24 protein-coding genes and 1 pseudogene are annotated in these 22,803 nt (G+C 54.7%); 8 read left to right on the top strand and 17 right to left on the bottom strand.

What is annotated here, in order from left to right:
- Positions 1–210 precede the first annotated feature (210 nt).
- From AB3X98_RS40535 to AB3X98_RS40515, 5 genes are all read left to right on the top strand, one after another.
- Positions 211–351, top strand: coding sequence for a hypothetical protein (locus AB3X98_RS40535; protein WP_368610430.1), 141 nt, complete (start codon positions 211–213; stop codon positions 349–351).
- A complete protein-coding gene (locus AB3X98_RS40530) occupies positions 348–743 on the top strand; it encodes a hypothetical protein (protein ID WP_368606662.1) in 396 nt (131 codons plus the stop codon). The genes AB3X98_RS40535 and AB3X98_RS40530 overlap by 4 nt, the downstream gene beginning before the upstream one ends.
- Before the next feature lie 46 nt (positions 744–789).
- The gene (locus tag AB3X98_RS40525) at positions 790–1,128 is read left to right on the top strand and encodes a hypothetical protein (RefSeq protein WP_368606663.1); all 339 of its coding nucleotides are present in this window, start codon (positions 790–792) and stop codon (positions 1,126–1,128) included.
- Positions 1,129–1,130: 2 nt separating this feature from the next.
- Positions 1,131–1,382, top strand: coding sequence for a hypothetical protein (locus AB3X98_RS40520; protein ID WP_368606664.1), 252 nt, complete (start codon positions 1,131–1,133; stop codon positions 1,380–1,382).
- 506 nt (positions 1,383–1,888) lie between these two features.
- A complete protein-coding gene (locus tag AB3X98_RS40515; RefSeq protein ID WP_368606665.1) occupies positions 1,889–3,889 on the top strand; it encodes an ATP-binding protein in 2,001 nt (666 codons plus the stop codon).
- Positions 3,890–4,003: 114 nt separating this feature from the next.
- On the opposite strand, the gene AB3X98_RS40510 is transcribed toward AB3X98_RS40515, so the two are convergent.
- The 3 genes from AB3X98_RS40510 to AB3X98_RS40500 form a co-directional block, all read right to left on the bottom strand.
- Positions 4,004–5,002: a hypothetical protein gene (locus tag AB3X98_RS40510; RefSeq protein WP_368606666.1), complete on the bottom strand. Its 999-nt coding sequence runs from the start codon at positions 5,000–5,002 to the stop codon at positions 4,004–4,006.
- A gap of 93 nt (positions 5,003–5,095) precedes the next feature.
- The gene (locus AB3X98_RS40505) at positions 5,096–7,126 is read right to left on the bottom strand and encodes a UvrD-helicase domain-containing protein (protein WP_368606667.1); all 2,031 of its coding nucleotides are present in this window, start codon (positions 7,124–7,126) and stop codon (positions 5,096–5,098) included.
- 5 nt (positions 7,127–7,131) lie between these two features.
- A complete protein-coding gene (locus AB3X98_RS40500) occupies positions 7,132–9,153 on the bottom strand; it encodes an ATP-dependent endonuclease (protein ID WP_368606668.1) in 2,022 nt (673 codons plus the stop codon).
- A gap of 326 nt (positions 9,154–9,479) precedes the next feature.
- Here AB3X98_RS40500 and AB3X98_RS40495 point away from each other — a divergent pair, with 326 nt between their 5' ends.
- A complete protein-coding gene (locus tag AB3X98_RS40495) occupies positions 9,480–10,727 on the top strand; it encodes a hypothetical protein (protein WP_368606669.1) in 1,248 nt (415 codons plus the stop codon).
- A 237-nt stretch (positions 10,728–10,964) separates the two neighbouring features.
- On the opposite strand, the gene AB3X98_RS40490 is transcribed toward AB3X98_RS40495, so the two are convergent.
- The 10 genes from AB3X98_RS40490 to AB3X98_RS40445 form a co-directional block, all read right to left on the bottom strand.
- The gene (locus AB3X98_RS40490; RefSeq protein WP_368606670.1) at positions 10,965–12,593 is read right to left on the bottom strand and encodes a hypothetical protein; all 1,629 of its coding nucleotides are present in this window, start codon (positions 12,591–12,593) and stop codon (positions 10,965–10,967) included.
- Positions 12,594–13,166: 573 nt separating this feature from the next.
- The gene (locus tag AB3X98_RS40485) at positions 13,167–13,934 is read right to left on the bottom strand and encodes a TraB/GumN family protein (RefSeq protein ID WP_368606671.1); all 768 of its coding nucleotides are present in this window, start codon (positions 13,932–13,934) and stop codon (positions 13,167–13,169) included.
- A 191-nt stretch (positions 13,935–14,125) separates the two neighbouring features.
- Complete coding sequence (locus tag AB3X98_RS40480; protein ID WP_368606672.1) at positions 14,126–14,959, bottom strand: hypothetical protein; 834 nt, start codon at positions 14,957–14,959, stop codon at positions 14,126–14,128.
- Between the two features lie 632 nt (positions 14,960–15,591).
- A complete protein-coding gene (locus tag AB3X98_RS40475) occupies positions 15,592–15,855 on the bottom strand; it encodes a hypothetical protein (RefSeq protein ID WP_368606673.1) in 264 nt (87 codons plus the stop codon).
- A gap of 584 nt (positions 15,856–16,439) precedes the next feature.
- Complete coding sequence (locus tag AB3X98_RS40470; RefSeq protein WP_368606674.1) at positions 16,440–17,153, bottom strand: hypothetical protein; 714 nt, start codon at positions 17,151–17,153, stop codon at positions 16,440–16,442.
- A 359-nt stretch (positions 17,154–17,512) separates the two neighbouring features.
- The gene (locus AB3X98_RS40465) at positions 17,513–17,782 is read right to left on the bottom strand and encodes a hypothetical protein (RefSeq protein WP_368606675.1); all 270 of its coding nucleotides are present in this window, start codon (positions 17,780–17,782) and stop codon (positions 17,513–17,515) included.
- A gap of 81 nt (positions 17,783–17,863) precedes the next feature.
- The gene (locus AB3X98_RS40460; protein WP_368606676.1) at positions 17,864–18,040 is read right to left on the bottom strand and encodes a hypothetical protein; all 177 of its coding nucleotides are present in this window, start codon (positions 18,038–18,040) and stop codon (positions 17,864–17,866) included.
- Between the two features lie 28 nt (positions 18,041–18,068).
- The gene (locus AB3X98_RS40455; protein ID WP_368606677.1) at positions 18,069–18,302 is read right to left on the bottom strand and encodes a hypothetical protein; all 234 of its coding nucleotides are present in this window, start codon (positions 18,300–18,302) and stop codon (positions 18,069–18,071) included.
- Positions 18,303–18,341: 39 nt separating this feature from the next.
- On the bottom strand, positions 18,342–18,872 hold the full coding sequence (locus AB3X98_RS40450) for a hypothetical protein (RefSeq protein WP_368606678.1): 531 nt from the start codon (positions 18,870–18,872) through the stop codon (positions 18,342–18,344).
- A gap of 99 nt (positions 18,873–18,971) precedes the next feature.
- The gene (locus AB3X98_RS40445; protein ID WP_368606679.1) at positions 18,972–19,208 is read right to left on the bottom strand and encodes a hypothetical protein; all 237 of its coding nucleotides are present in this window, start codon (positions 19,206–19,208) and stop codon (positions 18,972–18,974) included.
- A 245-nt stretch (positions 19,209–19,453) separates the two neighbouring features.
- On the opposite strand from AB3X98_RS40445, the pseudogene AB3X98_RS40440 reads away from it, so the two are divergent.
- Both AB3X98_RS40440 and AB3X98_RS40435 read left to right on the top strand, forming a co-directional pair.
- Positions 19,454–19,594: pseudogene (locus tag AB3X98_RS40440) on the top strand (hypothetical protein); the annotation flags it as partial.
- A 20-nt stretch (positions 19,595–19,614) separates the two neighbouring features.
- Positions 19,615–19,908, top strand: coding sequence for a DUF6216 family protein (locus AB3X98_RS40435; RefSeq protein WP_368606698.1), 294 nt, complete (start codon positions 19,615–19,617; stop codon positions 19,906–19,908).
- A 325-nt stretch (positions 19,909–20,233) separates the two neighbouring features.
- On the opposite strand, the gene AB3X98_RS40430 is transcribed toward AB3X98_RS40435, so the two are convergent.
- The 4 genes from AB3X98_RS40430 to AB3X98_RS40415 form a co-directional block, all read right to left on the bottom strand.
- Positions 20,234–21,121, bottom strand: a complete 888-nt coding sequence (locus tag AB3X98_RS40430) for a hypothetical protein (protein WP_368606680.1) — start codon at positions 21,119–21,121, stop codon at positions 20,234–20,236.
- Positions 21,122–21,287: 166 nt separating this feature from the next.
- Positions 21,288–21,509 (bottom strand): hypothetical protein, encoded by a 222-nt coding sequence (locus AB3X98_RS40425; RefSeq protein ID WP_368606681.1) that lies wholly within the window; start codon positions 21,507–21,509, stop codon positions 21,288–21,290.
- 101 nt (positions 21,510–21,610) lie between these two features.
- Positions 21,611–21,919 (bottom strand): hypothetical protein, encoded by a 309-nt coding sequence (locus AB3X98_RS40420; RefSeq protein ID WP_368606682.1) that lies wholly within the window; start codon positions 21,917–21,919, stop codon positions 21,611–21,613.
- 609 nt (positions 21,920–22,528) lie between these two features.
- Positions 22,529–22,771 (bottom strand): hypothetical protein, encoded by a 243-nt coding sequence (locus tag AB3X98_RS40415; RefSeq protein WP_368606683.1) that lies wholly within the window; start codon positions 22,769–22,771, stop codon positions 22,529–22,531.
- Positions 22,772–22,803 lie beyond the last annotated feature (32 nt).

Below are 22,803 nucleotides of genomic sequence, written 5' to 3'. Positions count from 1 at the left end.
TCGTTGCGAAGACGCAGTTGCCCAGTAACGATGGCGCCCGCGTCGTCGCCTGGGAAGACGACTGGCGGCATGAGATCGACAATCCCAACGGCGACTTAGCGTAGAGCACATTGATTGTGTCGAAACGTACGGCGCTGAGCACCTCGCCGCAAGGTCGAGCCGGTGACAGGACTATCGAGTTCTACGGCAGGCGACCAGCACATCACCCAGATGATCCCCACGTGCCTCGCGCGCCTGGCTTACGCCAAGCAGGTGCGCCTCGCCGCGCGCCGCCGGGCGGCGGCCGCGGTGGACGCCCTGACGACCGAAGAGACGCGCGAGCAGATGATCGCGATGCAGGATCTGCGATGAACACACTCGCCGCGGCCGCGCAGTGGGCCACGGACAACCTGCCCACCCTCTTCGGCGACATTGAGATCGGGCGCAACGGGCTCGATGCGGTCGCCGAGGTGATGCGCCGCATCAACTACCCGATCAAGTCGGCGCTACCCGGGTGCATGTTCGTGCGCACGAGCGGCGACCTGAAAGACCCGAAGGAGGCGCGCAAGCTCTACCGCAACGTGGCGGCCGGCCTGAAGGAGGACCGCCTGAAACAGCTGCGCCACCCGACCCGCTGCCCGCAGCCGGCGAAGAAGCCCGTGGTCGCGCAGCGGCCCGCGGAGCCCGACCAGACGCTCGATGCGCTCATTGGCAAGCTGCTAGAGCGCTCGCCTCCTGATCAGGAGGAGTGGGCAGTCTGGTGAGATGAGACAATTGCGCGCGCAATGTAATCGAATTCCGGGGACCATAATGAATATGCGACATGCGGCGATCGCCGCGGTGATGCTGGCGAGCTCGGCAAGCGCGCTGGCCTACGGGGAAAGTTGGTCGAACGTGAACAACGAACTGGAGACCTGCAAGGTTTACGGCCAGATGGGCGACCTCTACTGGCGCATGGCAGAGCAGGGCCGGCGGCCCACGCGCCACGACGAAGACTGGATCGAGCCCGTGCGCCAGCACATCGAGGATGAGATCTTCGACCACCACGATGCGTATAGCCAGGAGTCTGTTGCGAGCTTCGCCTTCGCCTACTGCATGGATCGCGTTCCCCCGCTCATTCGCGCGCGCAAGGCGACGATGGGGGGGTGACCATGACGACCTACGAATATGCGTTCATCGTGGCCGAGCCACATGAGCTACTACTGAAACTCACGAAGTCCGCGCCCCTCGCGCACCTGACGCCGGGCGACACGATCTCGATCCCGAAGGACGCGGAGGCAGGAGAAGACGGTGCATATCTGCCGGCGCTTGACTACATCATTCTCGAGATCCAGCAACACGTGTGGCCCGAGCAGCCGGCCGACGAGCAGAAGATCTGGATCATGGTCCGACGCCCCACGTGATACCCGACGCGGGCTCAGGGACGCGCCAGCCGTAGAGCCCGTCATCACCGAAATTGGGAGGACACCCCTGGCGCAAACTGAAACTTCAAGCATGGCAGTGATTGATGCGGCAATAGCCGTGTCACGAGGTATAGGACCAGTAACCAGGCACTTCCAACATTCCTGAGGGTCCGTTTGCACAAATGAAGCAAGGAGTGAATTGCCTCGAATCGATTTATGCATTTTGCATTATGACCAATTCGGGCACATCACCCCGCTCGTTCGTGGCCGACAATACTGTCATGGTCAGCTGGTCACCGATCTCACTTTAGCCTTGGGTTCAGGCCGGGCAAGGCTTCCTCGATTCGAGGCAACATTCCAAGCCGGTACCGTGCGAGATAGATTCAAAAGAACAGAAATAGTCCCTTTCAGGTACCATATATACCATTGACGCTCGCATCGTCTCCGTGAGCCTTCGCGTCGAGCGTTTGCCAGCGAGCGCTGGACAATAGTCACAGCAAAGATAAATGATGGCCGGGGAAGGTATGAGCAAATTGGCGAAGTTCGCAGGTGTTGCGCAGATTGGCAATGAGGGCATAAAGAAGCACTTCAAAAGCATCGAACGGTGGGAGCCCCTCTTCGAATTGGTATGGAACGGGTTTGACGCCAAAGCGAACAGAGTCGATGTGACGCTCGTTGAAAACGACATGCATGCGGTGGACATCGCGAGTGTGCTTGACAACGGTGAAGGTATTGACCACACCACCTTGAAAGAGACGTTTGGTCGCTTCTACGACTCGTCGAAGAAGGCCGATCCCGGCCAGCACGGGGCACATGGACGCGGTCGCCTTGCCTTCCACCGATTGTGCCGAAATGCCGCTTGGTACACTCGCTCCCCTAAAGGCGATGCGGTCATCGAAGTCGATGCGACAGACATTAAGGCCTATTCAGGTGCCCCACTAAAGCCGATCGATCAGCGCGCTGCGTTGCAGACAGCACGGCAAGGAACACTAGTTGAACTAACCAACTTTACCGTCAACTTACCTGGCGTTAGTACGTTGCGTGAGAAATTCTCCACCGAATTTGGGTGGTTTCTTGCAGTTCGACCAGGCAAGGTACTAACAGTTAACGGCATATCCATCAACGTCCCCGCGAACGAAGTTACCCAAAAGCAGCTTGTTGCAGAGAACAATTCCTTTGACGTCCAAGTCATCAGATGGGAGGACAAGCCAACCTCCCAAAAATCATACATTTACCTGATGAATGGCCGAGGGGAACTGATATACAAAACATTGAGTACACTGAACAACAAGCCAAATTTCTTCACCAGTGTATGCATTACATCTTCTTGGGCCGATACATTTTCGGCGAAAGTCAGCCTCTTTGATCCTGAGGCTCATACGCTTACATCCGATACCTGGAAGAAGTTTTGGCGGCAGCTTGGAGCAGTGACAAACTCCATCTACGAAGAGTTTCTTCGGAAGAAGGCAGATGAAGTTGTAAAAAATTACGACGAGAAAGGATATTTCCCTCTATATGAGGGATTGGATGAGCACGAGAGGGCGTGGCGACACGATCATGCTCGCGAGCTGATAAAGCAAATTTACATTGCTGATCCTCAAGTCTTCAACAATGCCAGCAAGAAGCAACTGAAAATCATTATTCGTCTGCTCGATCGGTTGGCAGTTTCTAATGAAAATGACGCATTACTCGATGTTCTCAATGGTGCCCTGGATTTGGACGAGCAGTCCACGAGGCAGCTTGCCGATCAGTTGAAACGAACGACATTGGAGAACATTGTCTCTACCATTGAGGTTCTTCAGCGACGCGCCGTTGCAGTTGACAAACTACGATATGTCATGAATGAGCACTATCGTGACGTACTCGAGACTCCCGATCTCCAGCAGATCATCGAAAACAATACTTGGCTTTTTGGTCCGAAATATGCAATTCTTGGCGCAGAAGAGGACACCTTTACCAAAATTGCGAAGAAATTTCGTGATGAAGCCATGGCGAAGGGTTCGATCAACGAGGAAGACGTTGAGGATCTGATAGATCTGAAAGGCGCGCAAAGGCAGACAGATCTATTTTTGGCTAGACGCACCCCCACTTTCGATTCGAGTGGAAAGCAGATTTACAAGTGTCTCATTATTGAAATAAAGCGCCCAGCAGTCTCGTTAAATAAGAAGCATCTACGTCAGCTAGAGGATTATGCAGACATAATTCGAGGCTTCCCGGAATTCGACGCGGATAATATTTATTTTGAATTAATTGTAGTAGGAAGAAAAATATCCTCAGCCGACAAGCATATCGCGCGAGAACTTCAGAGCCTCAACTCAAAGGGGGAGCCAGGTCTCGTTTCGGATGGCGATCCCAAGATGAAACTCTATGTTCTCAATTGGTATACGCTTTTGAACTCATTCGAGCTTTCAAATAACTTTATGCTGAGTAAATTGAAGCTCAAACGAACTGAGTTTGGCAGTCTTTCCAAGGAACAGTTGATCAGCGATTTGCAGATGACAAACTGATGAGGCGCCGATGCCGAATTCGTGAACGGCCGCCCCGTCAGGGTGGATACGCGTTGAGCAGTTCGTGTGGTCAGCCCAAACGCAATTGGGCAATCACCGGCGGACCAATCACCGTCACGCTGCCTTGCGGTTTGCAGATATCGGTTGAAAAGGAACGAACTCCTTATACCGTCTTGACCAAAGTTTCAGTTCCGTTTCTTGAGCCACCTTCAACGCCTCAGGATTCACTGTCATTCCGAGGTCTTGAATTTCAAAATCGAGCAAGACGGCTTGTGCAAATTGTTGAAGCCGTTCTATGTCGTTGGGACGAACACCCATCTTGTCTAGCCGCGCCACTGCATGCGTGATGGCGACGTAGGCCCGCGTGATGGGCGCGGGGTGTGGCGTGGTCGCGGCCGGGGTTTCATGCGGTTCCCCCCAGGTAAGGTATTCAAATAATCCTCTGACTCCGACTGCGAAAGCCCGGAGATATGTCTCCTGACTCACCTTCCTAAATACTTCGCTTGTATGCATGGCATGGCCTAGAGCGAACTGGGCCCCGTGAATGTCAGCGTCAAGCTCCATGGTTCTGGTTGGTAGCAGCGGATGCACCTTGCAGTCGAACCACGGTTCAAACGACACGGGGTCGCCAGTCCAGTCGGGTGCGGGCAGTTTTCCGTTCTTTTCCTGATAGTCTAGGTGACCGCATACAACATGCGCTGCTTCGTGCCAATACGCCATGATGGTGGCGCACGACATGCACATTCTGTGAAAGAGATCCCGGTTCACATCAAGCGCTGGGGCGTGACGCTTGAAATACGTTTCAATTCCAGGCTCAAGAAAATCAAAACACGGGGCCAGCAGAGCCGGCTTGCTAACTTTGACAAAGTAATAGTCGTCCCCTGGGACTTTTTTTACTTCGGCCAAAAGTTCCGACTCGTCAACCATCGAGATGGTGAATCGAGCAGGCTTAATCAAGCGCTTCACGCCGTCGACAATTAAGGAATATTCGGCGCAATCGCCTAGAAACTGCTCCTTTGTGAAGGGCAGCGGCTTTGCGATGGCGTTTGCAAGATTGGCTTTGAGTTGAAGTGCCTTCAGTTTGATTCTTCGTTTTAGATTTGATGCTTTCATTTTAAGTCCCGCGATATTCCTAGTATGGCGATTTGACTAAATTCTCGTCGTCGATGATCCGCGCGGCTCGTAGGCGAGCCAAACAATTTCGCCTCAACACGGGTCCAAGAACAATTCATGAGAGCAACAGTCCACCGTCAGCCACCCCCGCGACTTGAGAAGTTCCAACTCGCCGTCATTGAATGCATCTCGTCGCATAGCAAGGCAGAGCTGGTGGGAAGGTCGCGTCATCGCCACGTAATGTAACTTCAGACGACCGAGCATGCGCGAGTTTTCCGGTTCTGGCTTACCTCGCAACTTCTTCTTCATTCCGCCAGTCCGCTCGCCCAAAATCCATGGTTTTAACTCGCTTAGGTGATGCTTGTAGAAAAAGCTGTCTAGCACCAGCGTTGCCGTATGAGTTTCACCCTTGACCGAATGGATCGATCCCAAGCGAATGCGGACCTTCGGATCTTGTGGGGGATGACTATAAAAGTTGTCCGACATGACCTCTGTCCCGTCATCATTTGGGTCATGGCTCGGCGGAACGTCCAATCTGGCCAAGAACGCGGAGGCTTCCTGAGTGAGAGCGCGCCCCCCCGTCAGTTGAGTCACGATTCCCATGACTAACGGCAGCGCCTGCTCCCATTCCTCGTCGCTAAACTTACCCTCCGCAAGGAGCGCTCTGTCTAGGAGATCAAGGTAGGCCGCCTCTCCTGCGCTGCCTTCAAGAGATTCTAGGAGCCTGCGATGCGAAGATTTTCGCGCTTGCGTTTTCAACCCTACTGCACCTGCAAGTTCACTCAACCGTGTCAGAGCAGATGCCAAAGCGTTCACCAGCACCTGGGCATTGTCCCTCTCATTCAGTTCGCGCAAGGCCTTCGACAGATATTGGTCGAACGTGCCAGGGACTGCCTCCTTTCGTACCATGATGGGGTTGTAGAAAGGAGCATAGTGCCCCATTGCCCGCGGAACCGGGGTGCTCTTTCCCTCATTCATTTCATGGACGCCTGCGATCGCAGTGAATATCCCTGCGGTCAACTCCTCGGCGCTGAACGCGGTCATCAAATACTCGCCGTATCGAGGCAAGACGTTACGGACGGAGTTGTCGTCAAAGAGGAATAACACTGGCGGTAGTGCATCACGTGTCACGCGGGCCCGTGTAGGTCCAGCACCATTCAAGGCTTGAGGAACAATGCCAAGTCCCTTCGCAGCATCTGCAATTCCCTGGGAAAAGCGGTAGCTCCGAGGCAGATTTTGCGGCGCCATCGAGGGAAAGCGATCCGTCTGCGCCCCGTCTGCACTTGCATGTGCATAGATCGCCTGATTCGAGTCACCAAACCGCTGCCGAATAGACTGCCCGCCCCCTCTACGGAAGATGCGGTACAGCATTGCGGATTGAAGCTCACTGTTGTCCTGCGCTTCGTCGATGAACACTAGAGGAAAGCGCATGCATAGGTCAGTGCCAACCTCCGAACGTAGATCGAGGAGTTCGTTGGCCCATATGAACATCTCATCGAAGCAAAAGTATCCCTCTTCGCTAACGGAACGTGCAGCGGCCTCCATGGCTCGGCAAAGATCCGTATCTCGCGAAAGTGTGCCTTTGTTTGCTCCTGAATAGTCCGGCTTGTCGTACTGAAGCGCATGTATGTCGAGACCGCGCTTTTCCATCGCCATCCGCCATTTCCATTCAAGCTTCTGGTGCCGGCGCTTCAACGCCGTTGACGTATCGATCAGACGTACCGGATTTCCTTTGGAGCGGAGCCAGGGAAGTGCCAGGTACTCGTTGACAAAACCATGAATCGTCCCGATGAAATGCGGGTAGCGAACGAGCGCCGCACCTGGACCGGTCACGCTGAGGCGTTGGTCAATCTCATCACGCGCTGCTGTGGTGTGGGACAGCACACAAATGCCACGCTGTCGATAAGGCCAGCGAGATGCGAGGATCGCGAGCTTGGCAACTAGAAGCGTTGTCTTGCCGCTGCCTGGACAAGCTTCAAAATCACAAGTCTCCAGATTCCGCATAGCTCTGAGGCGACTGTCATCGCCGTCGATCACGGCAAATCCTTCTGCACCCAAGCCCATCAGCTCAGCCGCCCATGCGATCTCATGATCGGTGATGGGAGCCATGTTGAACGTAGTCACGGCATTCATTCCATCGCCGCCACAGGTGCGCGTGACGCCGTAGCGGGCTTCATAAGCGGGTTCGTCACGTAGCCAATCGCGTCGATCACGTAGTCCGGCAGCTTTGAACACAGTCCATCAGGATCCAGCGCTCCCTTCTTAAACGCTTCTTCGAGAAGCTCCGCGAGATACTGAGCACCGACCGCTTTTGAAGCTCCTTCCGCATCGAACTTCGCGTAGACGTGTGAAGCTAACGCCTCCGCATGGAGTCCAGAAAGCGCGGCAAATTCGGTAGCGCGTTCCTTGATAGCGTCGGCGCGAGTCACCTTGCCGTTATGAATACGCTCGTCGGCCAGCGCGAGTACCGCGGCCTCCCAAACCTCTTTTGCCAAGCCCGAGATGGCCAGATCATATTCAAGGGTCCATTCGCCAGCAACGAATGTCTGGACGTTTTGCCCCGACGCCTTGTCGATCCGGCTCTGCCGGCGTTCTGCCAGTTCTGTGCTGGAAAACTCACTTTTGACCCGCCACAGGCGTTTCGACGGTGGGCGCTTTGGGATTTCCTCGCCCGGCTTGACCTTCCCAACGATCGCGGGGGCGCAATCTGGCATGACGTCAATGTCGGTCACGCATGCGACGGGCACGGAAATTTCGCCGTCCGACATTGGATCGGTACGCATGAATATCCTGGCGTAACGCCCAAGGCCCACACCACCGACATTGACAACGGAGACGCCGTACTCGGCGAAGTCTCGATTGAGGAGACGGGCAAGAGCTGGCATCAAGATGTTCTCGGCATCTCCTTCAACGATCATTACCCCGCGAGCAAAGAAGAGATTGGACTTGGTTGCGTCGAGAAACCGCTCAAGAAAACGGTAGTCTGAATTGTCGAGTTTGGTCATCCCCTTTCGCAGAGGGAATGCCCGACTTTGCTCGATGAGGACGAGGCTGTCGAGACACAGATCCGAAGCGATGCTGGGACTGTGGGTAGTCACGATGATCTGGATGTGCTGTCCGTCAGCGCGCACCTTCTTCGCCTGGGCCTGCAAGAACGCCATCAAGCGCAGTTGACGCTGCGGATGGAGATGCGCCTCAGGCTCTTCAATCAGTAGCAAGGGAAAACCGTCGCTCTCTGCCGCCAACAGTAGCAACTCGCAGGCCATGAACAGCAGATTATTTGAACCGAGACCTCGCGTGTGTGCACTACCCTCATCTGTGGCAGCACTAAGTGTCAGTTCCAGCTTTTCCAACAGTTGCCGCAAACGGGCTGCATCATCTCGGCTTCCCGCGACCTCAATGCGAGCACGTAGAAGGTCCTTCGCGAAGGAGAGCGGCTTGAGGTACTCATCGTTGAGTTTGTCGCCAGCCTTCTTAATATCTTGGCTTTCATGAAAGAGGTAATTTGCGAAATCACCCAGGCCCAGAACACTCAAGGTCGTCGGATCCGGATAGGGCATACTATTCCTGTCAAATCCTACCCCGGTGTCCTTGATCTCACTGGTGTGCTGGAGGATCTGCGACAACCTGGAGCCCCTGCCGGCGCTCATGGCTCGTTCAGCATCGCGTAAAGGCCGCAAATACGTCGCGGTCAACAGGGATCGAGCACCGAAGTCAAGCAACGGCCCGTCGCCATTGGCCCCCGTGCGCCACTCGGGCGACACCGCGCGGCGCGATGTACCCGCGGTCGTGCGCTTTACCGTCCAAGTCAGGACAAGGCAGACCTGCCGACTTTCCCCACCCCCCTCGTATGTCAGGAATTCGGCAAAGGCTCCCCGATCGGTCTTGGTCAAATCACGGAACATAAGCCTGATCGTTATCTGATCAGCATGCTTGCTTTCCGACGAACGATGAAAGTCGGTCTCGTCAACGCGCAACTGCTCTTGATCGCGGGTACCCAGTACGTACCGCAGGGCATCGATAACGGCAGTCTTTCCTGCATCGTTTTCACCAACCAGCGCCGTCAAACCTGGGTCTAAAGACAACTTGAAAGCCCGTTCTCCAGAGCCGAACGATCGGAAGTTTTCTATGCGGATCTCGGCTAGATACACGGGACACCCCTAGGCTGTTTGAACTGACCTCAACGCAATCTATGTCAACCGTCTTCAGTCTGCTATGGATTATTGAACTGATCCAACGCAGAGCATACTGGTATCGCCATCGCAAGCCAAGTAATCCCGAGCGGTCGGCCGAACAGACCGAGCTTTGATAGCGCGGCCGCCAGCGAGTGATCGCTCGCCGGCCGACCGGAGACTTTCCAATCAACCGCACAATCCCGCTCTAGCTTGCAGAAATGGCAATCGTGCACATGGTATCGTTCAGTTTCGATGAATCGAGGCACTGCCTCGAATTGATATCTACCTCAAACATGAATGTAATGATGTCCGTCGTCTGCGACACGTGCGATGTCCAGACCAACCTGCGCGTTGGAATGTCGAATCGTGAAGTGCAGCCTTTCCGCTTTTGCTGCCCTTCGTGCGGCTCACCAATCGACTTCACGATTGGCTGGAAGCCTGGCCAAGGAAAAGGTCTGGTCGGGGCACGCGAAATCCCCGCAAGTGGACCTTTCGATGACGAGACGAATTTTGTCGACCTACATCTGGATTTTCCGGTCAAATTCGGGAAGTACGTCATGGGCCACACGCCATTCATGATGGCGGTCAAGCAGATTGGTTCAGACAGGTTCGCTCTTCATAACGAGAGGCTGAACGAGTTAAACCTTGTCTATAAGATGCAGTCCGAGATTCGCAACCTGATCCGGTTGTACTCAGCAAAAGACAAGCAGCTTTTCAGGATAAAGGTCGAGAAATTTCTGAAGACCAAGCTCAAATCGAGCAGACCCGAAGACATCAACGCAGGCTTGTACCTTCTCATCTCGTTCGCCTTCAAACCATTTGTGAATTTTCGCAGCGTGAAGGAGACGGCAGAAGGCTATCCGGATTTCCTGTTCTATCTCGCGAAAAAGGATAAGGCCAAGCTCGATGTCTTCATCGATCATCTGGTTGGCACTCGATTTTTGCGCAACGTTCAGCTTGATGGACTGGAGCTCTATCCGGCGATTCTTGACGCCGAGTTGGCATTGCGCCCCGCACTGATGCTCGATTTCGACGACGAGTACCGAGGCAGTGGTTTATCGCCGGCTCGGGTTTCGACCGACAAGTTCAACCAGTACAAGGATTTATACAAAGACATTGCCGAGGTCATCAACCGGCAATTGGTGATCGTCGCAGGCATCAACAATCTGCTACACCGTGGTGACCACAATGCGTTTTCCGACCTTGGACCCAAGAGGAAGGCTCCGAAGTCGTTGCACGATTACGCGGACGTCTCGCTCGGCTCTAAGCCTGACTGGCTGGACAACTGTTGGTTCTTCTTCGATAAGGATGCAGTCGACAATCAGTTGCGCAATGCAATAGCACATTACAAAGCGGAGTATGACGACACGACGCAATGCATCACGTACTATCCGAAACTGGAGGGTATGGAGCAAGAGAAAGCGCAGACGATGTACTTCCTCGACTTCATGCGTAAGCTGCTCTGTGCTTTTCGAGAGATGCACTACTTGCACCACCTTGTGAAGTCAAACTACTTTTACAGGATATTGATTCAGAAGAAAGGGGATTGACGGGGCGTCATCCGAGAGCCTTCACTCGAACAAGAAGTCCTGCAGTCCGGGCGGTAGAAGCACCATCCTTCATTCTCGCGGGTGGATCGGAAGAATTGCGCTGTCAAGGCGAAGACTGTGTCGACGCTAGCGGTTTGTTGATCATGTCTCAATCATGCTCGACGGATATCGCACAGTCGCCTGTTCTCGCGAGAGGACAGGACGACTGGCCGAGCAGTCGCTAATCTACTCAATTTTCTACGGCTGGAAGATTTCGCGTCCGATGCGAAGTCTGGCTCGTCCGTCGCGCATAACAGTGAGCATAGCCCTTGGGTCACCGGATTCAAGCACATCAAGAAGAATGTGCCAGGCGGAGGGGTGTATTTTTCTCGAATCGTTATATCTATCCGTAACGGAGCGAGCGACGTAAGCCTGTTTTAGAGACCAGCCGAACTGGAGTGTCGTCTCACCGACTCGAGCAGTCAGTTCGGTCATTTGGAGGCCTCGAACTGGCTTGTATCGAGGCGTCCCTCCGATAGCTTCCAGAACGAGCACGAGTAAGTCATCCGCGACGGCTATCGAGGTTTGCTCATCGTCGATAGTACGTCCCTCCCACCATGAATGACTCATCAACCAGAAATCCAATTTTTCCACAGTCGCCGACATGGACATCGTTACTCGCCGGTCCGGAGAGTCCCTTGCCTCGGTAGAGGCTTTCACCCGATGGTCAAACGACGCAACCGCTTCTTGCACCATCGTCGCGTGCGCGGCCTGTTCGACTTCGCGCGTTTCGGTGACGTCTTGCAGCCCTTGCGCCGCGACGCCGTACCGTTGCAGATCACTTGCAGACGAAGGCATCTCAAGATTCGTCTTCATTCCACGCGCGCGCATACTGTCTCGAAGGTAGACAGACCAAAAGTCGCGAAGTGTCTCAGGCTCGTTGGTCTCATTCGACCCAAACCAACCTTCAAGCGCGCCCAGGAGTTTCTCTAGTGTGTGACGTGCCGCCGCTACGTCGTAGATGTCCAGAGCCTGTTTCCAGCGTTCGTATGCACGCAGCACGTCGATCGCATTCTCATTGCTACCACCTGAAAAGGACAACTTTCCAGGTGAGTTTGGCATAGTGACATGTTCGATATGTTGCCCTTTGGGCACGCATGTCCAACAGTCTCGGTTTTCCTTGCGGCAATCGGCCGGGGTCTTGTATTTTTTAGCGTTGCCACGAAGTTGATCAAGGCGGCCGTCAAAGACGACAACCGCCACTGCAGTCCCCGCCTTCGAAGGGAAGGGGACGATTTCGCCGTTGCGTTGGCGCAGTTTGTGTTTCTGAATGTTGAACTTGCCAGCCACCCAACCCAGTTGAGGTAGAGCGCGTTTGCGGCACACTGCAATCGACGAACAGGGTTGCAGATACGTCCACCTCTTGGCCGTTTGATGAAGCGCTAGGTATTGCAGCCCTTCGGTCGACTTGACTTCATAAGCAATTGGCTCTTCGTCGCGGATGACAATGTAGTCGGGCGTCGGAAACTTTCGACCTTCCTCTTCCTCATCATTTGATTCATTCGTGTAAGACTTGATCCGGAAAACCTCAAAGCCGTCTTTTCGCAAAAGCAGGTAGGTCAATATCTCCCCGAAATCACCGAGAGCGGTACCATGCATCCCATCCGCGCACTCCCGATATCGGCCGGTGACGTAGCGCTCAGCGTCGCTCGTAGCGGCGGAGCCATCCAAGCCAAGTGCGGCACATACGGCATCCAAGGAGTGGTCGTCAATATTGATATGCGTGTGAATCCCCGCGGCGGAATACTCAGCATGCCATGGCTCGCCGCCTTGCTGGACCGATCCAAATAACGGAGTATTGATCCGCTTTATCGTGAATATTGCCATTCTAGAAAGTATCTGACGGTGTTGCCCGTGTCCGAGAGGCGGTGAATGGGTACTGGCACGAAGGGTTGAAGATTCGCGAGTTCGTCGCAGTTCGAAGTCGGTGTTGCGATCCCCAACGCGGCTGTCGTTCCATGCGGGAGTCGGCTTCGTAGTCAAACCGTGCACGCAGCAATTAACGGCAATGCGTCCAGCGCTCTTTAGGTTTTTTGAGGGTTTACTGCCCCCGAAGGATCTCAAGCGACTGATGACGACTGATCCCAGCGCGCGGCATTGAGGTGTGTCGCCGCGCCTGCACCGGCAAGATCGTCGGCGTCTCTATTGGCTGAAGGCTGACGCACTCGATTGTGAAGTGGAAGGCGCTGCTGTTGCAGATCGTCAGGTGATCTCCAGGCTTCGTCGTAGTTTCACGCCATTTGACATTTCAGATCTCATGTCACTACGCCGCAACGCTCATACATACAGATTTTCCACGTCCGACCGCTTGCCCCACAACACCCACTATCCCGCTGCTACTGGCTGTCATCGAAGCTGATAACAACGCCCAGGCAGACCGGATGGTTCGTTTCCCGATCACTATGACTCGACGAGAGTAAGTCCATATTCACGCAATAAAGTTGGAAGACCTGTCTCGCCTAAAAGATGCAATGCACCAGCAACCACAAGATTCCGCCCGGGACCTTTGGCCAGTTCCGCGATCTGTGGCGCCCAAGTTATATTACGTTTCGTCAGTACATCATCAATCATCTGAGGCCAATCTTTCCTCCGTTGGTCTAGAAGGTCTTCGAAATATTGAATATCACTACTGCGCCATGCCGAGATCATGTCGACTACCTCGGACAAGCCTGCATCGGCCTGGTTAGCAATATGGCTGAGAAATGAAATCTGTTCATTCGTCGGCGTTCCCGATAGCAGACTTAGCTGATCATTCAATTTCTCAAGGTAACGAATCTCTTTCCCGGCCTTCTCCGCCCGTTCACGGACGATGGTGTCGACACCGAGCGCTACGACATAACCATTACGGGCTGCCTCCAGGAATTGCAGATTTATCCCGACCACAATCGGTCGAAATTTCACCAAATTTTCCTCTGGAAGTCCGAGCCTGCTCCAGTGAGCACGAACACGGCGAAAAAGTTCATTCGGAACGAGGCTGTCGAGCTGTATGCCGGGTGGCAGCATCAGTAGCGACGGATCTGGCGGCAACCTCTGGTCAGCCTCGAGAATCAACCGTGTAGATTCAAAAAACGCGCGCTCCACCACGTCCGGAAGCTGCAGGATCGACGAGTTTGATAGGTGGACCGAGCCGAAAACGTACGTGTTCGAGTCTTTAATTTTCCAGAGCATATTCTTGAAAAGATTCCGGATCAGGTCAGCCTTGGGCCAGCTTTGTGCGAACGACGGCAGATAAACTACCTTCGTAACTGGCCACCAAGTCTTCGTTTTGATAGCACCTCACATCGATATAAAGCACATGCAACGGCTCAATCCCCTGTATGTTTGCACCGCTATATCCGTTTTCCTGTGTGACCCGCGCATTACGTGGGAGCGATTTCTGGGGGGTCTCGCTCGATTGCCTGCGCAATGAAGTTGAGCAGGGATATGGTTCTCAGGCTATTCGAAAGCGTCCCATGATCAGTCGACTCACCGTGCAGGACCATGTGCCGGTTCAGGGCAGAAAAGTCTGGGGGTCGCGACGACTCGGACATCGAGATGGACATATCCGTATCAAGCGGCGCAAGGTACGCCAGCGCCAGTTCTGATCCTGCCCGCACCTTCATCCCCCTGATTGCCTTGTCACGTTTGGCGCGCAAAAAGAACGACGCTTGCAACGCGTCAGCGCAGATGCCATCTACCTGCGTAAGGAGAGCGGGAATCGACAGCGGATACTGGCCACTGGCGTGCGCCGCAAACGCCTGATCCAGAATAGCTCTGCGCGCCGGATAGGCCGCGGCCAGTTCTGCATGAATGTCTCCGCAACGCCGCGTGAAATGTTCGACCATCAGGGCCTCGGCCTCCGCGGTCCGACCGTCATCGATGTATGCCTTAAAAGTACGCGGTCGGCTCACGCCCATCTTGTTGTCGACATACCACCCCTCTCGGCTCATGGTCACTATCTGGTTAGCCGTTTTGGCGGAATCGACCTTGACCACACTCAAGGACTGGATGTGTTGCAGACTGCTGCCTAGGCTTTTGAGAAGGGCGATCGGCTCCAGAACTTTAATCCGCGGCATGTCAAGTAGGTTCTTATACCGTTCCGTCCGCGCGGTTACTTGGTCCAACTGCACCGCAAGCTCGCGGCTAGCCATAAATTCCGGCCCCGCCGCGGTCTCAGCGGAATCCGCCAATTGAGACTGTGTGATTTCATCCATCGTGCTTTCCTATGCTTTCGCCTCAAGCGTACTAACGTTTTTCCGCCCGTTTCGAGCGCCACAGGTGAAAAAACCAAGCCAAAAAAAGGCTAGACAACAGCCGAAGCGTCCCAGGAAGGTGGTTGACGCCGCCATGATGAGAACGCGCCCCCGATCGGCCTATAGACCTTGAGGCCCAGCCATCCGAACACGCGACTGCACCTACAAGAAACGACGTCGTGATCATTGCCGCCACGAACACGGCGATCGTTGGGATCAACGATACTCTCGGAGTCGGCAGGCGCGGTTGCGTAGCCGATCGGCGCGGGCCTGCCGCGTCTCGCGCCGATGGTTCGCCCAACCGCCCTCGCGACTGGAGACCCAATCCGGGCACCGTGGCTTTCTCTACGGCGCCGCGCTCCGCCTTCTCTCCACACCCTTGAATCGAAGACCACTGGAATTCACAGTTCCGACACTGCATGTCACTGTCCGAGTCAACCATACAGCCAGCAAGAATCACTTCTCCACGCTCCTGCCGCTCAAAATCCTCTTCGCTCGGAAATCCAAAAATCAATGGAACCCCTCGCGCTTCGCTCACGCGGGGCAAGCCTGTCGGGTAATGGTCTGCATTGTGCTCTTTGTGCGTTTTCCGCTTAGTCGAAGGAGCCGGCTTTCAGGTCTTTCTCAAAGTCCACGATCCAGTGGCTAACGTGGCCGCCATCGTACAGTCGCGCTGCGTCTTTGCCACGCAGCGCCACCGTCACTTCTCGCCTGATCGGTCCAACCGTGCCACCTGCCGGAAACTGATCTTCGTCCCGAACTTCAAACTCGTCGACCGAACGGTGGTGGTTCTTGCACACAGCGGTAAAACCGTCCTGTTCGTCCTGCCGGAGCTCATGAAGCAGATGGTTTGCCATCGCGACCTCCGTCAATTTTCCGGTGTTCTGCGGATTTATGGCCACCGATCATGGGGAGGGCGCGGAGTGACGTGAGGCCACGATGTCACGCAACTCCTGTTGTTCAATCTTCTCTCCGACGAGAAAGGAAATTCCAGCCCACTTGCGCAACCTCGGCCAAAAGTGCTTTCCCGTCCCGGTCTCCTTCACCGGGACCAATTGCCTTCCATGCTGGCGTGCAAGTTTGAACACGGCGGCTGTGGCAAATCTCCTGCACTGGTACTGGCCTTTGACCTGGATACCTCTCACGTAAATGATCGAATCGCCGGGAAGCATCGTCGTTGCGAATTCCCCCACCGCAGTCCCACCTTGGTCAGAGATCAGATAGTGATATTCCTGATCACCTAACGGGGTCTCCTTCAAACTAACGCGAGGAAGCCGCCATCGGACGCATGCTTCAAACCACAGTGCCAACGTTCCCATAGTGTTGATTAGTCTTTTTTCTCGTTATCTTGAATGTTGCGTCACGCTATCTATAGCGTGACGCAACGTGTCGAATTTTCCGTTGTCTCAGTAGCGGGCCCGGATATCTTCTTCAATTCATCCTACACGTGGCTACTCTTGGCTTCGCTCGTTGTACGGTCAAAGTCGCGCAGCGCTCGCTCTATGGTCATTTGTCTCAGACGTCCAAACTGATCCGTACCTAGGGTTTCTCGGAGTGCGCCCATGAGGGTGTCAAACGCCAGTTCTTTCGTGAGTTGTTCTCCGGACCACTCACCGAACCCCACGAGCATCGAAAAGCTTCTGTACATCCGCTGAATAATCTCGCCGCGGTCCGGCACGCTTGCGGCCAACTCAGGCTTCGTCAGGTGCGCGTCGCCACCCATTTTGAGCATTACGCTCTCAAATTTTTTCAGCGATTCATCGATGTCCGATGTGACCCATAAAATCCACTTCTGGCGCACTTGAGCAAGCAGACCTGAGTGGTGCATAGCTTCTTCGCATGGTCCATTGCGGATAAGTACTATCAGCGCTTTACGATACTCCTCCGCATAGGCTTCGCAAAATTGTACGTAGTTGTCGAAGGCAACCGTCGCCATATGCGAGCCGGCGGAATCGAAGCCGCGTCGGACAGCCTCACGTTCCCGCTCATGTGCGCGGTTCAAGTGTGCTACCCAGAACGCACCTCCAGCAGCCAAGGCAGTACCAGCAAACGAAGCCAACGCTGCCATCAAGGCTGAATAGAAGGTGCTATTTGCCGTCGCTACGATGCCACTTGCAGCGACGGCGCTTGCTACAACCGCTGTAGACGCTGCCATATAGACCCGGTTCTTAATGTTTTAAGTGTTGCTCTAGCAGATGGACTTGCAAATATGGTCACCAGCCGGCGTGCGGTGCTCTCTCGCGCTAGGCGTTTTCCTTGGACTCAACCGTTGTCCGTGATCGCGTAATAGAGGTGCCACCACCAAGCGGTCCGAGTCTCCACCGTGCATTTATTCAAAGCGCTCGGATTTTGTGCCGCAATCCCCGCAACAGTCTCGCGCATGTTCGGGCACATCCCGAGCCAAAGCGCATACCGCTCATTTTCAACCCGCACCAGCGTTTTGCCGAGCACGAAAACCACCGCAAGGAACGAGAGTGAATAGAGTGCGCACGGGCGTTTTTGTTGGCGTCGATATCAGATCACTTTCGAAACCACCTTAACCTCGGCGCGTGCCTGGATCAGATCATCAACCACGCTTCTCGGAAGCCCATTCCAAACCATGAACGGCTCTTCCTCATCCTCCACCGCGTGACGACGACGAACAACAAACACTTGGCGCTCGTAGTCGTGATGACGCAGCGAATCGGACGGAAAGTCGCCCGAGAGCTTGAATGAATGGCGCGAGGTCGCGACGTGGTCGGGAAGGTCGTAGGCCTCTCCGTCTGCAACACCACCAATAAACACATAACTGTCATATACCTAACCCTTGGCGTCGGCTGCCGGCCGATGCGGGACGCTCGCGCGTCGAATGCATTTTCCGTTCTATTAGCTTTGAAGCGGTTCCGAATACCAATGCTCAACGCGATCAAGCCGGAAACGCGCCACCACTTTGTCCACGTCTTTCAGGATGAGAGTAAAGCCGTCATCTATCGCGTCGGTCGCGGGGATTGCCTTCACAGCGTCATCGCCTTTCAGCTTCACATAGACATTGATGGTAGCCACGCCGCTTCTCCTGTCGTTTTCCGATGCATCAGTCATGGTCAGTGACGGCGTAATACAGATGCCACCACCACGCCGTCCGTGTCTGAACGGTCTTCATGCATTTCCATGCATCTTGATTTCCGGCTCGCATATCCTTGAACGTCTGATCCATATTCGGGCACATACCGAGCCAAAGCGCATATCGCTCGTTCTCAACGCGGACCAGTGCCTTCCCTATGGTGAAGACTGCGGCGAGCAGAATCAAGATGAACAGATCGCGCATCGCAGTAATTTCCCGATGCCCGCGGAAGCGGGCGGTTTCTTAGTCAAACAACAGACGGTCGCCGGAACCGTCCTTAAAACGGTCTGCCATAACAGTAATTCGCGCCTGAGCTTCGGAAGGCAACTCCGGCCAGAATTTTGCAAGCGCTTGTGCGTCGGCTTCCCACGCGGGCGCAACATTACTGGCTATGTCAACACCAAGACGGCGCGCAATCTGGTACCAACCGCAGGCGTTTGTTTTTAAGTAAGTCCGTTGGTCTTCTGGTTGCGCGTCATTAGCCGCGCGAATAACAAAACTTCTGGCCAACCACAATGCTGCTTCTTGCGCCTCGCGCTTAACCGCCGCGTACCGTCCCGCGTGGATCACCCGTCGTAAGCCAGTTGTTTGCTTTTCGGTCAGGTAGACCTGCTGACCACGCCAGCGGCTCACACTTGCGGAGGCTAGGTCCCATCCAGAAGCTTGAAACTTGACCGGTATCGCCCGCCCGTCACTCAGTTCTGCCTCGTACGTTCCGGCGAAAACCGGTAGCGTGGTCCCAAACCATGCTGTAGGTTGAAATTGAAAATCCATAACTTTCGATGACGGCTACCGGCCGATGCACGGGGCGCGTCTGGCGCCAGACACATTTGATTGGCTTCCTTCGAATTTTCCTTGGCTCAAATCTTGACGCTAAGGACCGGATGCTCGATCCGCTGTTTCATAATCACCGTACACGCCTTCAAAGCGATGGACGTCCATCGTCCGGTCGTAGGTCTGCGCGACATAGACAAACTGCGGGCCGGTCTGCGCACCAACTACCTTGACCTCACGAACCTTTGCTCCTGGCCGATCATCAGGTCGAGTCCGACGAACACTAGCGTACTGGTCTCCGCCCATTGCGTCATCAATAGCAACAAATACATTCATGATCTGTTCTCGTTTTCCCATGTTGCCAGAAGGCTATTGTCCGGCGGTTTTCGTGGCCTGGTCAATGCGTTGCCAGCTCACGCATCCTTCGTAATGCGAGAATTGCACCTTACAGCTGTCAAACATTGTTCGCCGCAATTGCCTCCATTCTCCAGCAGACGCGTGTCTAATCGATCAGGACTTCAACGACGAGAAACCGAAATCACTTTTCACACGATCATCTCGATTTAACCTACTTTCGCGCGGTGTATGGCATACCAGCGTCATCGATCCGGGATCTGCATCACCTCCTGTCCTGGATGGAACTCAACAAATTTGCCGCCGTCGAAATCAAACGCGCCCGCTGCTGGATAGATTCGTCCGAAACGATACCGCTCAATCCCCTCGATAAGCGCTCTGTTGTCACGTGTACTGCCGACCTCGTTGTCATGCTTGCGAGCTTCATCTCTTTTCAAATAAGACAACGTACTCCAAGACGAGCCTGCTCACCTTGCCTGCCCCAAATACCCGGATATGGAGCGACGACGCAGGCGTGGAAAGTACCTGGGGCAAACATTACCGAATTGACGCCCAGTCCTGTGCAAAGCACACGCTTCCCGACACAGCCATAACAGGTTTGACCAGATCCGAAACGACGGCCATTTGCATTGGAATACCCAGCGGGGAACTCATGGCCACGGTGAGCGAGGGATTGAATTAGCAGCGCTGAAGCCTCGCAGTGGTTTCATTCATCACCCTCTTTCTTGCAATATGCGCTGGCGCTAGCGTATAGATCGCCCCGGTGGCAACGAGACACGCGCAGCGAGTCACTTCACCAGGCCAAATCCATGCGCACAGCCGCCGCGCCAAGGGAAAGAAGATCGCGGTGAACAGCAGCGCGAAGCCGGTGCAATTACAGTTCCCTTTACAGGCCGATGCGCGATCTGCACAGCCCGGCTGGAGCCATCAGAACTGCTACCTAGAAAGCGGCTCAACCTTTCCAGACGGCGGGAACCTCAGTGCCCCCCCCCGGAGCCGCCTCCGGTCTAGCTGGCGGGCTTTGCGTCATTGGCGGCCTGATTGTCCAGATAATCTCGATATGCAGATAATATGGTCCTGGCAAACCGTATGACCTTTTCTCGCTGCTGATCGGACATCGGCCTCATTGGAGCGGGATGCTGACCGTTGTGTCGACCACCTTTTACAGATCCGTCGTTAAACACTTTTCCGAAGTCTGTCCATTCCGCCTTTTTTAGCCCGAGCGCCTTGCAGGCTGACTGACCTTCCTGATCAAATTTCTCGCTTACGGCATCGCGTACGTCGTACAGGTGGCTGATCGCATGTTCATCCGCGCCAAAGGCAAGATTGAAGCTTTCCCAAGCACGGCGAAAAAAATCATCATCTAGATTTTTTGAAAAACTGGCGCTAGCCGCCCGCAGCCTGTCCCGGGTGTCCTGAAGTGCCCGCCGCGCCTTCTCCGCGCTGTCCTGCTGCGCATCGAACGTTATGTTTCCATTCCCATCGTTGACGCGGAAGTTAAGGATGTCGACGCCGATATTGATTTTATGTGGCTCGATATTACTGCTGACGCCGTCCTTCACGAACTCCTCATAGAACATGCTGAACCTGACGCTTCCCGCCAGGTACGTCTGTCGATAGCCACCGAGGGCCTGAACAAGTTGCAGCAGCACAGGTAACTTGTCTTGCCTGAAGCGAGCTAACTCCCCTTCTTCACAGTCGCTCTCTGCGTGCAGCCACGTCGTATCGACGAAGGTGACTTTCCCGTCCTTGTCCGACTGCGGGCTGTACACAGGCACAGGTATCCGGTGCGTGGTCAGTCGCCAGCCGCAAGTCACCAGCCCCGTTTCGGGGATGAGTTCGTCAAAGAAATTGTTGGGATCCGGGCAAGCCCTAACTCTGACATAGCTATTCATCGCACTCTCCTTCGCCTCAGTCACGTTCTTCTGAAGCGCAGGATCATACCGCTATCCAGATCAGCTGGCATCGGCGTGCCTTCGTACCTCATGCAATAGCGCTCGGGCGGATTTCCGTGCTACGCATCGAGCCACCTGCGGCGTCTCGCCCAACCAGTTTTCCTACCTAGCCGGTGAAGTCGAAAACGACCGCCCCTTTGCCAAAGCCGGCGATTTGGTTCAATTCATGTAGCGCGAGATGACCGCAGTTTTTCATTGTGATTCGCGCGCCGCTAGCGGATGCGAACCCGGCCATCTGGTTCAGTTCGGCGACCGAGTATTGATCGGCCGAGACTATGAAGCCGCCGCCGAAGCCGGCGATCTGGTTGAGTTCGTGTGCAGGTCTCATCTAAAGCTCTTCTATCCCGGCTTCCGGCCGTTGCGGAGCACATACGCGCAAGATGTTCTCTGTGTTCGGTTGAAGAGGTCGAATACGGCCAGCTAAGCGTCTTACATCTGCCGCGATTCGCCGTCGTCATTGGTCATCGACGGGGTAACCAAATTCCCAATTTCGATGACACGTTCCCTGGTGAGGTAGCGGAACGCGTAAGCGGTTGAGCCAACCAATTCGATGCAGTCGAAGAAGCCGATCTCTCGACTCCTCCCTTCCAAACTATCGAAACTTGCTGGTTGCTGAACTCCTTGGGCGTCGAGCAGAACATAGACAGTGCCGACACCCTCGGGAGGGGTCCCCTCGATCTTCCGGGCGTTGACTGAAATCTTCTTTCCTGATGCGGTTGCGATTGTTATCTTTTCCATGATCCTGATTCCGTTTCGGCAGACGCCGATCGTTCGCTTCTATTTTCCGCCCTATCCTTGCTTCGATCGCTTCGCGGCCTGACAGACATACTCCAACGTCGTTAACGAGGCGCCGGCGGCCTCATACATATCCCGATCGGCTACGCGCCAGAAGTCATCGAACCGAGCGATTTCCCCATGCGAGAAGTTTCGCGGAGTGCCATTCGGATTGAACGAAACTAGGTCAACAAAGCCGCGGCGGTGCGTTTCGCAATCGAACTGAGCCGTTCCAATCTCGTATGTATCGAGGTGCCCATCAACGAAATAGCGGACCATCATGCTGGAGGTCGCGAGCCCGTTGCTAAGTGGCTGAATTGAGATAGGGACGATGGACTCAGTCGTGACGAGCTTCTCGCCATTAGACGAGGCTGTTGTGACGCTGGATATCTGCTTCCAGTCGTCGATAGGTTGGGCTTGCTGCGCAGATGCAAGCGAAGACGCTGTGGCGAGTAGCGCAACGAATAGCGGCCTATGCATTGGCACAACTCCAGGTAGACGAGACAGCAAGAATTGGTTCATTTGACGACATGGAAAGATAAGTCGTGAGACATCGTTGGTTTCCGTTGCTTTCTACGATCTCAAATCCGCCAGGACCGCGGCATAGGCGTCTGGAGTGTATGCGGCGCCCCAGATGCGTTCACAGCGGCGGATCGCCACCTTCACCACTCTAGAACCACTGCGTCGGCGCCGCGTCTGTTTGCTCCTGACACGTTCGCTTTCGGTGACGATCGAGGTGACCGCCTCCGCCTGCTCAGGCGTCCATTGCTTGCCCATCAGCACATCCATCATCTTCGCATCAGTTGGATTCGACATGTTCGCCTCCCCCCTGTCTTTCCTATTTTCAT

This window comes from Paraburkholderia sp. BR14312, assembly GCF_040948675.1.
GTDB classification, from domain to species: Bacteria; Pseudomonadota; Gammaproteobacteria; order Burkholderiales; family Burkholderiaceae; genus Paraburkholderia; species Paraburkholderia nodosa_A.
Note: the sequence above shows the minus strand (reverse complement) of the source record. Positions and strands in the feature narration are given on the sequence as shown.

Coding starts and splice junctions, on each gene's coding strand:
- AB3X98_RS40535 (WP_368610430.1), top strand. CDS start 211: ATGATCCCCACGTGCCTCGCGCGCCTGGCTTACGCCAAGCAGGTGCGC.
- AB3X98_RS40530 (WP_368606662.1), top strand. CDS start 348: ATGAACACACTCGCCGCGGCCGCGCAGTGGGCCACGGACAACCTGCCC.
- AB3X98_RS40525 (WP_368606663.1), top strand. CDS start 790: ATGAATATGCGACATGCGGCGATCGCCGCGGTGATGCTGGCGAGCTCG.
- AB3X98_RS40520 (WP_368606664.1), top strand. CDS start 1,131: ATGACGACCTACGAATATGCGTTCATCGTGGCCGAGCCACATGAGCTA.
- AB3X98_RS40515 (WP_368606665.1), top strand. CDS start 1,889: ATGATGGCCGGGGAAGGTATGAGCAAATTGGCGAAGTTCGCAGGTGTT.
- AB3X98_RS40510 (WP_368606666.1), bottom strand. CDS start 5,002: ATGAAAGCATCAAATCTAAAACGAAGAATCAAACTGAAGGCACTTCAA.
- AB3X98_RS40495 (WP_368606669.1), top strand. CDS start 9,480: ATGATGTCCGTCGTCTGCGACACGTGCGATGTCCAGACCAACCTGCGC.
- AB3X98_RS40490 (WP_368606670.1), bottom strand. CDS start 12,593: ATGGCAATATTCACGATAAAGCGGATCAATACTCCGTTATTTGGATCG.
- AB3X98_RS40485 (WP_368606671.1), bottom strand. CDS start 13,934: ATGCTCTGGAAAATTAAAGACTCGAACACGTACGTTTTCGGCTCGGTC.
- AB3X98_RS40480 (WP_368606672.1), bottom strand. CDS start 14,959: ATGGATGAAATCACACAGTCTCAATTGGCGGATTCCGCTGAGACCGCG.
- AB3X98_RS40475 (WP_368606673.1), bottom strand. CDS start 15,855: ATGGCAAACCATCTGCTTCATGAGCTCCGGCAGGACGAACAGGACGGT.
- AB3X98_RS40470 (WP_368606674.1), bottom strand. CDS start 17,153: ATGGCAGCGTCTACAGCGGTTGTAGCAAGCGCCGTCGCTGCAAGTGGC.
- AB3X98_RS40455 (WP_368606677.1), bottom strand. CDS start 18,302: ATGCGCGATCTGTTCATCTTGATTCTGCTCGCCGCAGTCTTCACCATA.
- AB3X98_RS40450 (WP_368606678.1), bottom strand. CDS start 18,872: ATGGATTTTCAATTTCAACCTACAGCATGGTTTGGGACCACGCTACCG.
- AB3X98_RS40445 (WP_368606679.1), bottom strand. CDS start 19,208: ATGAATGTATTTGTTGCTATTGATGACGCAATGGGCGGAGACCAGTAC.
- AB3X98_RS40430 (WP_368606680.1), bottom strand. CDS start 21,121: ATGAATAGCTATGTCAGAGTTAGGGCTTGCCCGGATCCCAACAATTTC.
- AB3X98_RS40425 (WP_368606681.1), bottom strand. CDS start 21,509: ATGAGACCTGCACACGAACTCAACCAGATCGCCGGCTTCGGCGGCGGC.
- AB3X98_RS40420 (WP_368606682.1), bottom strand. CDS start 21,919: ATGGAAAAGATAACAATCGCAACCGCATCAGGAAAGAAGATTTCAGTC.
- AB3X98_RS40415 (WP_368606683.1), bottom strand. CDS start 22,771: ATGTCGAATCCAACTGATGCGAAGATGATGGATGTGCTGATGGGCAAG.